The organism is Agromyces chromiiresistens (assembly GCF_029167465.1).
Lineage (GTDB): Bacteria > Actinomycetota > Actinomycetes > Actinomycetales > Microbacteriaceae > Agromyces > Agromyces chromiiresistens.
In genome coordinates this window covers 444,305-459,938 of record NZ_JARFNL010000004.1, presented here as the reverse complement: position 1 = coordinate 459,938, position 15,634 = coordinate 444,305, and the positions used below count along the sequence as shown (strand labels likewise).

At 71.6% G+C, this 15,634-nt stretch carries 9 protein-coding genes; 2 read left to right on the top strand and 7 right to left on the bottom strand.

Translation table 11 applies throughout. From position 1 onward, the window contains the following. Positions 1-144: 144 nt before the first annotated feature. The 5 genes from PX701_RS09515 to PX701_RS09495 all read right to left on the bottom strand — a co-directional run bounded on the left by PX701_RS09515 (position 145) and on the right by PX701_RS09495 (position 11,630). A complete protein-coding gene (locus PX701_RS09515; protein ID WP_275506141.1) occupies positions 145-6,504 on the bottom strand; it encodes a DUF7507 domain-containing protein in 6,360 nt (2,119 codons plus the stop codon). Between the two features lie 171 nt (positions 6,505-6,675). Further along, on the bottom strand, positions 6,676-7,920 hold the full coding sequence (locus tag PX701_RS09510; protein ID WP_275506140.1) for an isochorismate synthase: 1,245 nt from the start codon (positions 7,918-7,920) through the stop codon (positions 6,676-6,678). Between the two features lie 49 nt (positions 7,921-7,969). Beyond that, complete coding sequence (locus tag PX701_RS09505) at positions 7,970-8,827, bottom strand: PPK2 family polyphosphate kinase (RefSeq protein ID WP_275506139.1); 858 nt, start codon at positions 8,825-8,827, stop codon at positions 7,970-7,972. A 301-nt stretch (positions 8,828-9,128) separates the two neighbouring features. Next, positions 9,129-11,171 (bottom strand): 2-succinyl-5-enolpyruvyl-6-hydroxy-3-cyclohexene-1-carboxylic-acid synthase, encoded by a 2,043-nt coding sequence (gene menD / locus PX701_RS09500; RefSeq protein WP_275506138.1) that lies wholly within the window; start codon positions 11,169-11,171, stop codon positions 9,129-9,131. A gap of 21 nt (positions 11,172-11,192) precedes the next feature. After that, positions 11,193-11,630, bottom strand: a complete 438-nt coding sequence (locus PX701_RS09495; RefSeq protein ID WP_231428820.1) for a PLDc N-terminal domain-containing protein — start codon at positions 11,628-11,630, stop codon at positions 11,193-11,195. A gap of 72 nt (positions 11,631-11,702) precedes the next feature. Here PX701_RS09495 and PX701_RS09490 point away from each other — a divergent pair, with 72 nt between their 5' ends. Then, on the top strand, positions 11,703-12,011 hold the full coding sequence (locus PX701_RS09490; protein ID WP_231428821.1) for a DUF4229 domain-containing protein: 309 nt from the start codon (positions 11,703-11,705) through the stop codon (positions 12,009-12,011). A gap of 15 nt (positions 12,012-12,026) precedes the next feature. On the opposite strand, the gene PX701_RS09485 is transcribed toward PX701_RS09490, so the two are convergent. Then, positions 12,027-13,007: a 1,4-dihydroxy-2-naphthoate polyprenyltransferase gene (locus tag PX701_RS09485; RefSeq protein ID WP_231428822.1), complete on the bottom strand. Its 981-nt coding sequence runs from the start codon at positions 13,005-13,007 to the stop codon at positions 12,027-12,029. Between the two features lie 156 nt (positions 13,008-13,163). Continuing rightward, positions 13,164-13,610 carry a MarR family winged helix-turn-helix transcriptional regulator gene (locus tag PX701_RS09480; protein WP_231428823.1) on the bottom strand — a complete coding sequence of 149 codons (447 nt, stop codon included), beginning with the start codon at positions 13,608-13,610 and terminating at the stop codon, positions 13,164-13,166. A gap of 97 nt (positions 13,611-13,707) precedes the next feature. On the opposite strand from PX701_RS09480, the gene PX701_RS09475 reads away from it, so the two are divergent. Continuing rightward, positions 13,708-15,330, top strand: coding sequence for an MFS transporter (locus PX701_RS09475; protein WP_275506137.1), 1,623 nt, complete (start codon positions 13,708-13,710; stop codon positions 15,328-15,330). Positions 15,331-15,634: the final 304 nt, after the last annotated feature.

Genomic DNA, 15,634 nt, shown 5'->3' with positions numbered 1-15,634 from the left:
CGGCGGGGCGTGGAGGGGGCCGGTGCGAGCAGAGGCTCCTCGACACCGAGGCACGGCCGAGGCACGACCGAGGCACGAGCCCCCCCTGCCGAACACGACCGAGCCGCGCCCGGGGCACTGGGCGCGGCTCGGTCTCGTGTTCGCCTACGCCCTGCGGCGTCGGACGACGGCGATCACGATCAGGCCCGCGATGATCGCGAGCGCTCCCCCGACGGCGCCCGCCATCGGGGCGACACCAGTGGCCGCGATGTCGTCCGAGGGCGACGACGGCGGCGACGACGGCGAAGGCGAGGGCGACGGCGACGGCGTGACCGGCACCGCCGTGCCGGTGTAGTTCGCCGGGTCGTCGTCGGTGACGACGAGGTCGGTGCCCGGCACCTGGCCCATGACCGCGCCGATGTTGACGTACGGGCCCTCGATGGCGATGCCCGTGGCCGCGCAGGTGAACGACTCCCCCGGTTGGAGCGGCCCGGCGAACACGTTCGAGCCGGTGCCGTCGCACGAGATCTCCGACGCGTCGACGAGGTCGTCGGTCACCGCGATGTCGATCAGCGGCGTGTTACCCGTGTTGGTGACGACGTACGTCCATTCGACGCCGTCGCCCGCTGTGAGCGGAACGCCGGGCGCTTCGTCGGCGTCCTCACCGTTGGTGGCCTTCTCGATGTCGATCGCGGGCTCAGCGCCGAAGTAGTGCGACGCGTCCTCGTCGGTCACCTCGGCCTGCAGCGGGTCGACACCGGTCACGGTGCCGAGGTTCGCGTACTGCCCCACCGTGGCCGTACCCGTCGCGATACAGGTGAAGGATGCCTCGGGCTCCAGCGGCCCCGCGATCACGTTCGAGCCCGTGGCATCGCAGTCGATCGAGCCGGCGTCGACCTGGTCGTCGGTCACCGTCACGTTCGTCAACGGCACGTTGCCCGTGTTCGTCACCACGTACGTCCACTCGACATCACCACCGGTCGGCACGTATGGGCCGGTCGGCGCATCGGCATCCTCACCGTTGGTGGCCTTCTCGATGTCGACAGCCGGCTCGGCACCGAAGTAGTGCGACGGATCGTCGTCGGTCACCTCCGTGTCCATGGTGTCGGTACCCGTCACGGTGCCGGTGTTCTCGTACTGGCCGGCCGTGGCCGTGCCGGTCGCCACGCAGGTGAAGGATGCCTCGGGCTCGAGCGGACCCGCGATCACGTTGCCGCCGGTGTCATCGCAGTCGATGTCGGCCGCGTCGACGAGGTCGTCGGTCACGGTCACGTCGGTGAGCGGCACGTTGCCGGTGTTCGTCACCACGTAGGTCCACTCGACATCGCCGCCGACCGGCACGAGCGGGCCCGGCGCCTCGTCGGCGTCCTGACCGTTCGTCGCCTTCTCGATGTCGATCGCCGAGTCGACCCCGAAGTAGTGCGACGGATCGTCGTCGTCGACCTCGACGCCCGGCACCGAGTTGCCATCGACATCGGTCGTTTCCGGACCGGTCGCGACCACGCTGCCGAGGTTGGCGTACTGCCCCTCGACGGCGACGCCGGCCGCGATGCACGTCACGGTGTCGTCGGGTTCGAGGGGGCCGGCCACGACGTTGCTGCCGGTGCCGGCGCAGTCGATGGCCGAGGCATCCACCAGGTCATCGGTCACCGTGATGTTCGTCAACGGGACGTCGCCGGTGTTCGTCACCACGTAGGTCCACGCGACGGTGCCGCCGACGGCGACCAGCGGGCCGGTCGGCTCGTCGGCGTCCTCACCGTTCGTCGCCTTCTCGATGTCGACCGCGGGCGTCGCGCCGAAGTAGTGCGACGGGTCGTCATCGGTGACCTCGACCGAGGTCGGGTCGGTGCCGACCACCGTGCCCGTGTTCTCGCACTGGCCGGCCGTCGCGGTACCGGTGGCGACGCAGGTGAAGGATGCCTCGGGCTCCAGCGGCCCCGCGATCACGTTCGAACCGGTCGCGTCGCAGTCGATGTCGGCCGCGTCGACGAGGTCGTCGGTGACGGTGATGTTCGTCAGGTCGACGCCACCGGTATTGGTGACGACGTAGGTCCAGCGGACGCCGCCGCCGACGGTGACGTACGGGCCGGTGGGGGTGTCGGCATCCTGCCCGTTGGTCGACTTCTCGATGTCGACCGCGGGCGCCGGCATGACGGCCAGGTCGACCGTGAAGGTCGTGAAGTCGTCGGGGATCAGGTCGCTGCCGAGGCCCGCGACGTTGTCGCCGGTGGGCCCGTTGCCGCCGACCAGCTCGTCGTCGGCGTTGTACTCGTACGACAGCGTCACCGGGGTGCTCGTCAGACCCGTCGCGGCGGGGTCGGGGGCGGCGGTGTTGTTGTTGTCGGCGTTCTCGTTCGGCGCGTCGGCCCCGCTCGACCCGACCGTGCGCACCACGTTGCCCGCCAGGGGTCCGCCCGGCGCGAACATGGCCGCCGGGACGTGCACGGTGTACTCGCCCGCCGGAATGCCGGCCACCGACCAGCGGCCGTCGGCGTCGGTGACCTCGGTCGCGACGAGGTCGCCGTCGGCGTCGCGCACCTGCACGGTCACGCCGGGCACACCCTGCTCGCCGTCGTCGAACCGGCCGTTGCCGTTGCCGTCGACCCACACCAGGTCGCCGAGCGTGAACCCGGGCATCAGCACGTACGGCTCGTTCGACAGCAGCGGCTGCTCCTCGAAGGTCGCCGAGAAGATCATCGCCCGGTTCACGTAGACGTTGTCGAGGCCGTTGCTCGTCGACACCGCAGGGATGACGGCGCGCACCCGCGACTGCACCGGCAGCGGATCGCTCGAGACGAAACGCACGGCCGTCACGTCGCCGAAGTCGGTCACCTCGTCCGCGGTGAGCCACAGCCCGCCGTCGGCGGCGGGATCCGCGTTCGACGCGTGACGCGCATCGTGGTTCACGGTCGACGGGTTCGCGGTCGTGTAGTACCAGGTGCCCGGCACCGGTCCGCCGACGCCGCCGCGGATGTACGTCGGCGGGTCGAGCTCACCGGTCAGCTGCGCCAGACCCGTGTAGTCCGTCGAGAACTGGTCGCGACGCGAGAGCGCGTCGTCGGCACCGTCGCCGTTCCACGGCAGCACGTCGATCACGTCGGGCGCCTGGAACGACAGCACGGTCGAGGTGTTGCCCCAGTCGAGCGTCCACGAGTACTCCTCGCCGCTCGCGACGAACGGCTTGTCGACGCTCTTGGAGATGCCCATCTGGCCCGACCCGACGACCTGGATGGTGGCGGTGTCGGTCGGTGCGGTGACCGAGTTGTCGGCGCTCGCCTGCATCGTGTTCACGTAGGTGTCGCCGGGCTGGGCGAGGGTGTCGACATCGGTGCAGATCTGCAGGTGCCGAGCCCCCGCAGCGGTCGGGTGGAAGAGCCACTGGTTCGTGCCCGTGGTGACGATGTCGACATCGCCGCCGACGAAGGTGACCTGCCGGGTCGCCTGGTCGTAGCTCATCGTCACGCCGTCGGGCAGCAGCTCCTGCGTGCAGGTGGGGTTGAAGTGCAGGTCGGCGGGGATCGTGTCGACGACGCGCACGTTGAGCATGGTCATGCCGGCGAACGTTCGGTTGGCCAGCACGTTGAGGTCCCACACCGCGGTGTCGCCCGGGAGGTACTGCGTGGGCGAGACCAGCTTGTCGACGAGCAGCTCGGGGCCCTCGTAGCGCCGTTCGCGCAGCGTCGTCGCCCAGCCGTCGGCGTCGCCGGCGGGCCAGCCGCCCGTGTTCGCGAGTCGGATCCGGTGCGGGATGGGCTCGCCGGCATCCGGTCCGCCGTTGTACACGCCGCGCACCTTGAGCCCGGACCACAGGTTGAGCCGGAACGGCCCGACCTCGGTGAGGCCGGCCTCGATCGGACGCACGCGCATCATGTTCACGTGGTCGCGCCAGTCCGCCCCGAACGTCGTGGGATCGGTCGACCACGGCCCGGCGAAGTCGCGACAGTCGGTCGCGGCATCCTGGAGCGAGGTCGTGTCGCTCGGGAACAGGTTGACCGTCGTGTCGAACGGCCCCGCCTGCGTGTCGACCTCGTTCGGGCCGACGGCGTACTCGATCACGTAGTCGGCCAGGTCGACCGATCCGCTGCCGGTGATCCACGCCTCGCCGCCCTCGCGGATGTACTGGGTCGAGACGTCGAAGACGTCGCACAGCTCGAGGTCGGTGACCGAGACGCGGTTGCTGCTGCCGTCGAGGTAGACGAGCGTGTTGAGCGTGTGCCCCGCGTACGACGGGCGGAACTCGTTCGGGTTGCTGCCGTAGGCGCCGCCCGTCTCGGTGGCGATGTACTGCTTGTCACCCGTCAGCGTGCCGCACTGGCTGGCCGAGGGCCGGATGCTGCGGACATCGAGGTTGTTGCCGGTCGCCGTCGTGCCGTCCCAGCCGGGCTCGAAGCCGGGTGCGGCGCCGTTCAGGCCGTCGGGATTGTTCGGGTCGCCCAGCACCGTCCAGTGCTCGGAGTCGATCACCTCGTTGCGCAGGTCGAGGGTCACGTTGGACTGGCAGATGTCGCCTTCGATCTCGTCCATGGGGATGAAGAACGCCGCGACGAAGAATCCGTAACGACGCTCGAAGCCCGACTGGTTCGGCACGAAGCTCATGTCCCATCCGTCGGCGGGCTGCGTGCCGGTCTCGCAGGTCGGCGTTCCGGTCTCGCGCAACGGAGAGCCGGTGGCGAGGGGGCTGCACACCAGGAGGACGGCGTTCGGATGGCTGACGAGCTGGTCCTTGAAGGTGACGGGGCGATCCAGCCATGGGCCGATGTTGTCTGGTCCGGCGAGGTCGCGGACCTGGATGTTGTAGCGGACGATGTACCCGTCGACCTCCTCCCCGCCGACCGTCTCGGTGCTGTAGGTCGGGCCGTCGCGGAAGGACTTGCTCAGATCCCACTGCGGGGGCTCGGCCTCGCCCGCCAGGACGGCGAGGTTGTTGCCGGTGCCGTCCCAGCCGGGCTCGTGGCCGTCGCCGTAGTTCAGCTCGCCGCCGTTGATCGACCAGTGGTCGGTGCCCTGCGCGCGGTTGTCGAAGTCGAACGTGCCGGTCGGCGACTCGTCGCCCGGCTGCCAGGTCGGGTCGATCGCGCGGTTCATCTCGTCGAGCGGCACGAACACCGTCATGACCATGTGGCCGACGCCGGTGTCGCCGCCGACGCCGCTGTTCGGGCTGATGGCGAGCTCCCAGCCGTCCGCGCCCTGCACCTCGCTCATCGCCGGGCACGTCAGCGTCCACGGCGATCGGCCGGCGTTGTCGGCGAGGTTCGTCGGCCGGCACTCCGTGATGCGGGCGCCGGGGAATTCGGGCATCACGTCGGTGAACGTGACCGGCCAGTCCAGCTCGGAGCCGCCGGTGCCGCCGAGCATGTCGGTGATGTTGAACTGGTAGCGCACGTAGTACCCCGGCGTGAGGACGCCGTCGATGGTCAGCTCGGTGAAGTCGGGGCCGGCCGCGACGTTCCCGTTGGTGGGGTAGATGACCTTCTGCAGGTCCCACTGCGCGGTTCCGGTGACCTCGACCTCGGGCCCCGAGACGGTGTTCGAGGTTCCGGCGTCTCCGCCGCCGGCGAGGGCGCGCATCGCGATGCTCGCGTGCGAGGGGATCGGCGTGTCGGTCGTGAACTTGTACGCGAGCTGCACCGCCGCGACGTTCGACGACATGGTGCCGAGGTTGCAGATCACCGTGATCGAGCCGTCGGGGTTGATCGTGCGCGACGACGGCGGGTTCGCGCCGTTGACGGCGGCGAGGCATCCCGCGGGAATCCCGTTCGTTCCCGGGCCCGCGAGGTCGAGCTGCGCGCCGTCGGGCGACGAGACGGTGAACTCGGCGACGACGTTGGGAACCGAGGCGCCCGTCGGCAGGCCGGTCAGGGAGACGGAGTACGCCTGCATGACGGTGTCACCCGTGCGGACGATGCAGTTGCCCGGCCCCGAGTCGTTGCCCGGCGCGTCGTCCGCGTCGAACGGCGGCGTGCCCGTGATCGCAAAGCCGTCGCAGGCGTTCGCCTCGGGCAGCTTCGCCGCCACCAGGTTCGCGATCGGCTGCAGGCCGGCATCGAGTGCGGTCACCTGGGTCGCGCCTGCGATGGTGAACGGCGCTGTCGCCCCCCGCTCGGGCTCACCCGTGTTCGGGGTACCGGTCCTCGCGAAGTCGTTCTGCCCGCTCGCCACCGCGGGGAAGATGAAGGCGCCGGGCGCGTCGGCCCGCACGACGTAGTCGCCGTCCCCCGCATTCGCGAAGCTGTAGGCACCGGTCGCGCTCGTCGTGGCCGACATGACGACGGCGCCGCCCGGCGACGACAGCAGCTGAACCGGCACGCCCGCCCTCACCGGTTCACCCGGATCGCGGACGCCGTTGCGGTTCGTGTCCGCCCACGCGACACCCGAGACCAGGCTCCCCGGGCCGGCCCAGGCCGACTGCGTCACCCCAGGCAGCACGAGCCCCGCGACCATCGCCAGTACCGCGACGAACACGAGTACCAGGCGCCCCCGCGCCCGCTCCGTCGTGCCGCCCCCGTCAACAGTTCGAACAGACATCGTTCCCCCTGTCCCCCGCAGGCGGTGCCGGTCACCATCGTGGAGGATCCCCGGCCCTACCGTTCCGAACCCACTCCGGGTACCGCATCACACAGATCGCATGATGTGCGTCGGCGGCGGTCACGCGCGGGCGGCCACGCTGAACGGGGGACGACTCGTCGACCGGCGGCGTCAGCCGCCGAACGCCTCGACGATCGGGCGGAACTTCATGTCGGTCTCGGCGAGCTCCTCGGCCGGCACCGAGTCGTGCACGATGCCGCAACCGGCATACGCGGTGACGGTGCCGTCGGGGTCGACCTGCGCACAGCGCAGCGCGATCGCCCACTCGCCGTCGCCGTCGCCGTCGACCCAGCCGACCGGCCCGGCGTAGCGCCGACGGTCGAAACCCTCGAGCTCGGCGATCGCGCGGAGCGCGACCTTGCGCGGAGTGCCCGCGACCGCCGCCGTCGGATGCACCGCCTTGACGAGATCGAGCGAGTTCGACCCGTCGCCGAGCGTGCCCTTGAGGTCGGTCGCGAGGTGCCACAGGTTCGGCAGCTGCAGTGTGAACGGCTCGGGGCTCGTGTCGAGCCGCGTGGTGTGCGGCTCGAGCCGCTGCACCGCGCTCGCGACCGCGAGCGCGTGCTCGGCCAGGTTCTTCTCGCTGGCCGCGAGGGCGGCGGCGTGATCGCGGTCGGATGCCTCGCCGGCACCCCGCGGCGCGGTGCCCGCGAGCACCCGCGCCGAGACCGTGCCGTGGTCGACGCGCACGAGCGTCTCGGGGCTCGCGCCGATGAGTCCGTCGACGGCGAAGGTCCACGTGTCGGGGTAGTCTTCGGCGAGCCGGTTGATCGTCGCCCGGAGGCCGGCGTCGTCGCTCAGCGTGCCGACGAGCTGGCGCGCGAGCACCGCCTTCTCGAGCTCGCCGGCGTCGATGCGACGCACCGCCTCGGCGACAGCCGTCTCGTATGCCTCGGGCGGCATGGCGCCTGCCTCGAAGGCGACCCGGGGGACCTGGCGCTTCGGCGACGGCTCGGGAATGGTCACCTCGGCGGGGGTCTCGAAGCCGATGCGGGTGACCCACGCCCGTCCGTCGCGGCGGCCGATCACGAGCTCGGGCACGATGAGCACGCTCGTCGCGGCCGACTCGTCGGCGAACGCGAACGCACCGAACGCGACGAGTCCGGTGCCGGGCAGGCCGACCCGGTCCTCGATGTCGGCGGCCTCGGCGAGCGAGGTCCACGCCGACGCGGCGTCTTCGATGCGGGTGGCGCCCGACGACTCGATGCGGAGCACTTCGCCGAGACCGACGATGCCCTCGCCGCGGCGCAGCCAGACGAGCGGGTGACGCGGGTCGGTGCGCGGAATCAGCGGTTCGGTCTCGTCGACGGCCACGGTCCGGACCACGAGGCGCGCCTGGGCGTGCGTCTGACTCACCGCTCCAGCCTACTTCCCGCCGGTCGCGGAGCGGCCCACCCGCTGCGCGTCAGCTGGCCGCGAGGCGCGCCCGCTCGGTGGCGAGGTCGAAGTCGGCGGCGGGCCAGTCGAGCTCCATCGCCTCGAGGGCGTCGATGAGCAGGTGCTGCACCGCCAGCCGCGCATACCACTTGTGATCCGCCGGAATCACGTACCACGGGGCATCCGGCGTCGAAGTGCGGTCGAAGACGAGCTGGAACGCCTCCTGGTAGGCGGGGGCCAGCAGCCGTTCGTCGATGTCGCCGGGGTTGAACTTCCAGTACTTGTCGGGCCGGTCGAGCCGGTCCTGCAGCCGCGCCTTCTGCTCGTCGCCCGAGATGTGCAGCATGACCTTGATGACGGTCGCGCCGTTCGCCACCTGTCCGCGCTCGAACTCGTTGATCGCGTCGTAGCGCCGCTCGATCTCCTCGGGCGGCGCGAGCTCGCGCACGCGCGCGATGAGCACGTCCTCGTAGTGCGAGCGGTCGAAGACGCCGATCATGCCCGGCCCCGGCGTCTCCTTGCTGATGCGCCAGAGGAAGTCGTGCTCGAGCTCCTCCTCGGTGGGCTTCTTGAACGACGCGAGGTGCACGCCCTGCGGGTCGACCGCGCCCATGACGTGCTTCACGATGCCGCCCTTGCCGGCGGTGTCGAGCGCCTGCAGCACGAGCAGGATCCGCCGGCGGTGTCCGCCCATGCGGCTGCCGGCGAACAGCTTCTCCTGCAGTTCGGCGAGGATGTCTGCGCCTTCGGCGAGCGCCTTCTTGCCCTCGGACTTGCCGCCGTCGAAACCCGGATGAGTGTCGGTCTCGGCGTCGGCCAGACGGAAGCCCTCCCCCACGCGCAGCAGTTCGGAAGGATCGGCGGTCCAGAACGATTCGCGGCTCATGCCGCCATCCTGCCCGAACCACCCGCGGGTTGAGTAGCGCCCGACGAAGTCGGACGCGTATCGAAACCCCCACCCCGCTGGTTGAGTAGCGCCCGACGAAGTCGGACGCGTATCGAAACCTCGTGCCCGGGTGTCGAGAACGGCTCACCCGGTTTCGATACGCGTCGCCGCTGCGCGTCGGCGCTACTCAACCAGCGAGAGGGGGGTCGCCGCTGCGCGTCGGCGCTCCTCAACCAGCGAGAGGGGACGCCGCTTCGCGTCGGCACTACTCAACCAGCGGGAGGGGCGTCGCCGCTCCGCGTCATCGCGGCAGCGGCACCTCGAGGATCGTCGGCCCCTCGACGCGCTTCGCGAGCGCCTCGTCGAGCTCGCCGCGCGTCGTCGCGCGCACGTAGTCCCACCCGTAGGCCGTCGCGAGCGCCGCGAGATCGACGTTCTGCGGCGTGTACTGCACCCGGTCGAACGCGTCGGCGGGCGCTGTTCCCGCGACCTCGAGCGAGTCGAAGATCGTGCCGCCGCCGTCGTTTCCGACGATCACGAGCAGTCGCGGCCTCGCCTCGCCGGCGCCGATCAGCATCGAGCCGACATCGTGCAGCAAGGTCAGGTCACCGATGAGCGCTCGCGTCGTGCTCGAGTCGGCGGCACCGCCACGGGATGCCTCGGCGGCGGCCGCGATCGACCGCTCGACCTGCTCGGCGGCGGCGAGCACCGCGGAGAGATCGCGTTCGGCAAGGAGCGGCGGAGCGGCGAGCGGCTCGGAGTCGGAGGTCGGGTTTCGAGACGCGTCCTCCTGCGTCGCGCGCCCCTCGACCCGCGGAGCAGACGCGTCCTCCTGCGTCGGGCGCCCCTCGACCAGCCGAGCCGACGCATCCTCCTGCGAGCGCGCCTGCGCCGAGGCATCCGCCTGGCTCGCGATCGCGATGCCGAGCGCGGTGGCGACCGTGCCGTCGATGCCGGCGAGACCGCGGTTCGCGTGAGCCGCGATGCGGCGGCCGGGCACGGCTCGGTCGGCGTCGCGGATCAGCCGGGACGCCCCGAACACGAGCCGGTCGTGCGGCCACGTCGCCGCCCAGATCGCGTCGACCAGCATGCGGCGCGTGATCGGCGCGCGCACGCCGTCGAGTTGGGCGCGCATGAACTCGCGGTGCGCCTCGAAGTCGTGCACGTGCCCGGTCTCGTCGATGCCGGGCGAGACCGGCGGCGGAGCGGTCGGCAGGCCCGCGTCGACGAGGATGCGGCTCGCGTGCACCCAGCGGCGCACCCACGCCCGCTCCTCAGGAGACGGCGCGGCCGAGTCGGCGTGCACCGCGCGTTCGAATCGGCGCACCCGTCGTCCGGGGTTGAACCACTCGACGCCCGACGGCGCCACGACGATCGACTCGACGTCGTCGCGCTGCACGAGCGCCGGCACCTCGCGCGACAGCGTCGGGTGCCCGAACACCACGACCCGCTGCACCTGGTCGCCGAAGCCCGCCTCGCGCAGCAGTTCGCGGTAGGCGACGACGAGGTTCGGCCCGAAGTGCGCGCCGCTCGTGACCTCGGCGATGAGCGGCCAGTCGCCCGCGCGGGCGAACGCCTCGGCCTCGGGGCCGGCCCCGGCGCCCGCCACGACGACGGTGCGAGGACCCCGGGCGATGAGGGCGCCGGCGGGTGCTGCCGGATTCGGAGATTCTGGCGACACGCCGGGGGCGCGGACCGCGTTATCGGCGTGTCGCGAAGAATCTCCGAATCCGGCAACAACGCTCCAGGCGGACGACAGCGGCTCGCGCAGCTGCAGGTTCAGGTGCACCGGTCCAGGACCGGGGTGCGCGATGCGCCCGCCCTCGAGGTCGAGACCGAGCGCCGCGGCGACGGCCTCGCGAGCGAGTCGAGCCGCGGCATCCGGTTCGCCGGGCGCCCCCTCGGGCGCGGTCGCGTCCCGTTCGAGCCGCACCGCACCGGCGAACATGCCGGGCTGCATGGTGGTCTGGTTCGAGCGGATGCCGCGCATCTCGGCCGGCCGGTCGCTCGTCAGCAGCACCAGCGGAACCCCCGAGTGATGCGCCTCGAGCACCGCGGGATGCAGGTTCGCGACCGCCGTGCCCGAGGTCGTCACGACGACGGCGGGTCGGCCGGTCTCGACGGCGAGGCCGAGCGCGAGGAATCCGGCGCCGCGTTCGTCGATGCGCACATGCAGGCGCAGCCGGCCGAGCCGCTCGAACTCGGCGGCGGCGAGGGCGAGTGCCTGCGACCGCGACCCGGGTGCGACGACGACATCGGTGACCCCTGCCGCGGTCAGGGCGTCGAAGAGCGCGACCGAGTAGGCGGTGGCGGGGGCGGTCTCGAAACGCTCGCCGGCGCTCACCGCTCGACCACCGGGGCGGGCTCAGGCATTCGGGCGGCCCGTGGATCCGGGCTCCCCCGGCTTGTCGGGGTTCTCGGGGTGCGTGCCGGGTTCGGCCTGGTGGCCGGCGTTGCGGCCGTCGGCCGAGGCATCGGGCTCGCCGTCGAGGTCGGCGAGTTCCGCTTCGAGGCGACGGATCCGCTCTTCCTGTGCCGCGTCGACGCCGAGGCGACGCAGGAAGTCGGCGTCGTCGTCGGGGGCGACCGTGCGGAGTCGGCCGCTGGGCATGCGTTCGGCGCGGGCGCGGCCGACGAAGAACCAGAGCAGCCCGCCGATCACGGGAATGACGAGGATCACGACGATCCACCATCCACGGGCGATGCCCCGGATGCGGGAGCGATCGATCAGGGCGCAGTCGACGACCGCGTAGATCATGAAGATCGCCACGGCGACGACGAGTCCGAAGAGCAGCCGTGCCATGCCCCAAGTCTATGCTCGCCGGGTCACGGCAGGCTGGGAGTCGCGTGCAGTCTCCGCGCCTACACTGTCAGGGTGAAATCCGTACCCGTCTGGATCTGGTACACGGCCATTCGCGTCGTGCTGTTCGCCGCGCCGCTCGCCGTGCTGCTGATCGCGGGGGTGAACGTGTGGGTGTCGGCGATCGTCGCCGCCCTGTTCGGGCTGAGCGCATCGCTCATCTTCCTGCGCAAGCCGCGCAACGCGATGTCGAGCGACCTCTACGAGGCGCGCCACCGCGAGAAGCCGCTCGTGCGCGAGGACGACGCCGAAGAGGACGCGGCGCTCGACGCCGCTTCGCGCGACGCGGATGCCTCGGCCGACGCCGCACGCAAGCCCGAGTAGCCCGGCCCGCCGGCGTCAGAACGCGAGCACGAGCCCCAGTCCGACGCCGTAGACGAGCGCCGTCAGGCTCGTGAGCTGCAGCGCCGTGATGAGTTCGCGCGGCGTCTTCGCGGTGAGCACGATGAGGCACGCCGGCAGCAGGGCGAGCAGCGCGAACTGCACGAGCCACGCCGTCGGGTAGAAGATCGCGAGGAAGCCGGCGATCGCGAACGGCACGAGCGCGAACACGACGAAGAGCACCCTGCCCGCGCGCTCGCCCACGAGCACGGCGAGGGTGCGCTTGCCGGCGAGCTTGTCCTGTGCGACGTCGCGCAGGTTGTTGGCCATGAGCACGGCGCACGCGAGCAGCCCGGTGCCGACGCCGCCGAGCCACGCCTCGAGGTTGACGGTGAGCGCCTGCACGTACGCCGAACCGGCGGTCGCGACGAGGCCGAAGAACACGAACACGAACAGCTCGCCGAGCCCGTAGTAGCCGTACGGGTGCTTGCCGCCGGTGTAGAACCAGGCTGCGACGATCGCGACCGCTCCGATCGCGAGCAGCCACCACTGCTGGGTCACGACGACGAGCGCGAGGCCCGCGAGGGCCGCGATCGCGAAGAACGCGAGGGCGACGGCGAGCACGTGCTTCGGCTTCGCCGCACCCGACCCGGTGAGTCGTGCTGGGCCGACCCGGTGGTCGTCGGTGCCGCGCACCCCGTCGGAGTAGTCGTTCGCGTAGTTGACGCCGATCTGCAGCGCGAGCGCGACGACGAGGGCGAGCAGGGCGCGGGCGGGATGCCACGGGCCTTCGGCGATCGCGAGCACGCCGGCGCCCGTGCCGAGCGCCACCGGGGCGATCGCGAGCGGAAGGGTGCGCAGGCGCGCGCCTGAGATCCAGTCGGCGGCGGTCGCGGGGCCGACCGGCTTCGCCGCCTCGACGCGGCCGGAGGCCTTCGCGGGGTTTCCCGATCGGCTGTGCGTGCGCGGGCGCTTCGCAGGCTGGTCGGCTGGGGTCATCCGTTGGGGTTTCGGGCGTGCCACACGGCCATGCTAGTTCGCGCGGCTATGGGGTCGCTCAGCGCAGGTCGGTCGAGGAGGCGCGCAGCGCCGGATCGAGACCGCGCCGGCCAGGTGGCCTCGATACGCTCCTCCGTCGCTACTCGACCGACCGCCTCACCGCACGTCCTTCACGACGTCGAGGTATCGCGCGACCACCTCGAGCTCGGCGACGGTGAACCCCTCGTGCGCCCGCCGCATGCCCTCGAGGATGTCGCGGTACGGGTCGTCGTCGCCGCCCGCACCTGCACCGGCGAGCGCGCCGGGCGCGAGCTGCACGACCACGCGGCGGCGGTCGGCCGGGTCGTGCGATCGCTCGATGTAGCCCTGCTTCTCGAGGCGGTCGAGCACGCGCGTCGTCGTGCTCGTCGGCAGCTCGGTCGCCTGGCTGACCTCACCGGCCGTCATGGGTGCGCCGCTGCGGGCGATGAACCCGAGCGCCTGCAGGTCGACGACGTTGATGCCCATCGACCGCGCGATGCGCTCGTTGCTCATGACCGACGACGCGATGACGAGCTGCATGAGCTCGGAGATGCGCGCGGAGATCTCGGCCTTGCTTGACATCCCGACGGCACCCTTCTATTCTCTCCAATGTGGGATTATCCCATATCGGAACTATTCCGTTCCGGAACCAAACCCAGCATACGAAAGGACGGCCGCCATGGCCACCGCACCTCGCCGAGGACTCGCCATCGGCATCCTGCTCTTCGCCTCGTTCATGGACCTGCTCGACGTCACCATCGTGCAGGTCGCCCTGCCGACGATCGGCGCCGACCTCGAGGCATCCGAATCGCAACTCGAATGGATCGTGAGCGGCTACATGCTCGCCTTCGCGGTCGCCCTCATCACGGGCGGCCGGCTCGGCGACCTGTTCGGGCGGCGGCGCATCTTCCTCATCGGCATCGGTGGGTTCACCCTCGCCTCTGCCGCCGCGTCGCTCGCCTGGTCGGGCGACGTGCTCGTCGTCACCCGCATCCTGCAGGGGCTGTTCGCCGCGCTCATGGTGCCGCAGTTGCTCGCCTCGGTGCAGGCGCTGTTCTCGCCGCGCGAGCGCGCGCCCATGTACGGCCTCATCGGCGGCGTCAGCGGACTCGCCGCGGTCGCCGGCCCCGTGCTCGGCGGGTGGCTCATCGACGCCGACCTGTGGGGGCTCGGCTGGCGCACGGTGTTCCTCATCAACATCCCGGTCGGCATCGTCATCTTCGTGCTCGCCGCGATCTTCGTGCCCGAGACCCGCTCGTCGCGGCCGATGCGCCTCGACCTCACGGGCGTGGTGCTGCTCAGCGCCGTCGTGCTCGCGTTCATGGTGCCGCTCGTCGAGGGGCAGTCGCTCGGCTGGCCGGCGTGGCTGTGGTGGCCGGTCGCCGCCGGCGTGGCGCTGCTCGGCGTGTTCGTCGTCGTCGAGCGCCGGCGCATGCGCCGTGACGGATCGGCCCTGCTGCCGATGCCGCTCTTCGCCGATCGCGGCTTCTCGGCCGGCATCGTCACGCAGGCCGCGTTCCAGGGCGCGCTCAACGCCTTCACGCTGCCGTTCATCGTCTACCTGCAGATCGCCCTCGGCTTCGACGCGCTCACCGCAGGGCTCAACCTGCTCGCCTTCAGCCTCGGCGCGATGGTCGGCACGGGCGTCGTCATCCCGCTCGTCGCGCGGGTCGGCAAGTACCTCGTGACGCTCGGCGCCGTGACGCTCGCCGCCGGCGTGCTGTGGACGTTCGCGATCGTCGCCGACACCGGCGCCGCGTTCACGGGCTGGGCGGCGGTCTGGCCGATGCTCATCGCCGGCATCGGGCTCGCGCTGCTCGTGATCCCGCTCGTCGATGTCGCGCTCGCGACCGTGCCGGTCACCGACGCCGGGGCCGCCTCCGGGGCGTACAGCACGTTCCAGCAGCTCGGCGCGGCGGCGGGCGTGGCGATCTCGACGACCGTGTTCTTCTCGATCGTCGGCGACGACTGGAGCCGCGAGCACGTGCTCACCGCCCTGCAGGCCTCGGTCTGGGTCGCGGTCGCCGGTTTCGCGATCGCCGCCGTCGCGAGCCTGCTGCTGCCCGGGCGGGCGGCCGTGCAGGCCCACCTCGACGAGGAGCGCCGGCTCGCCGAGGGCGACGCCGCGATCGAGGCGGATGCCGCGGTCGAGGCGGATGCCGCGGTCGAGGCGGGCGCCGCGGTCGAGGCGGATGCTGCGGTCGAGGCGGATGCTGCGGTCGAGGCGGATGCCGCGGTCGAGGCGGGCGCCGCGTCCGCGACGCCGATCGTCGTCGCGACGGGCCCCGCCTCGGCGGGCTGATCCCCACGCGCGGATCCCCGCGCGCGGCCCGCACTCCACCGGTGCGCGAGTCGCCGGAACGTGCGCTTCGCCGACCCGGGAAGCGCATTTTCCGGCGAGTCGTGCGACACGAGGCGGGTGGCACGTCAGCACCGCGCGGCGAGTCGCCGAAAGTTGCGCTTCGCCGACCCGGGAATCGCATTTTCCGGCGAGTCGTGCGACACGAGGCGGGTGGCACGTCAGCACCGCGCGGCGAGTCGCCGGAACGTGCGCTTCGCCGACCCGGGAAGCGCACGTTTCGGCGAGTCGTGCGCGGGGGGACGGG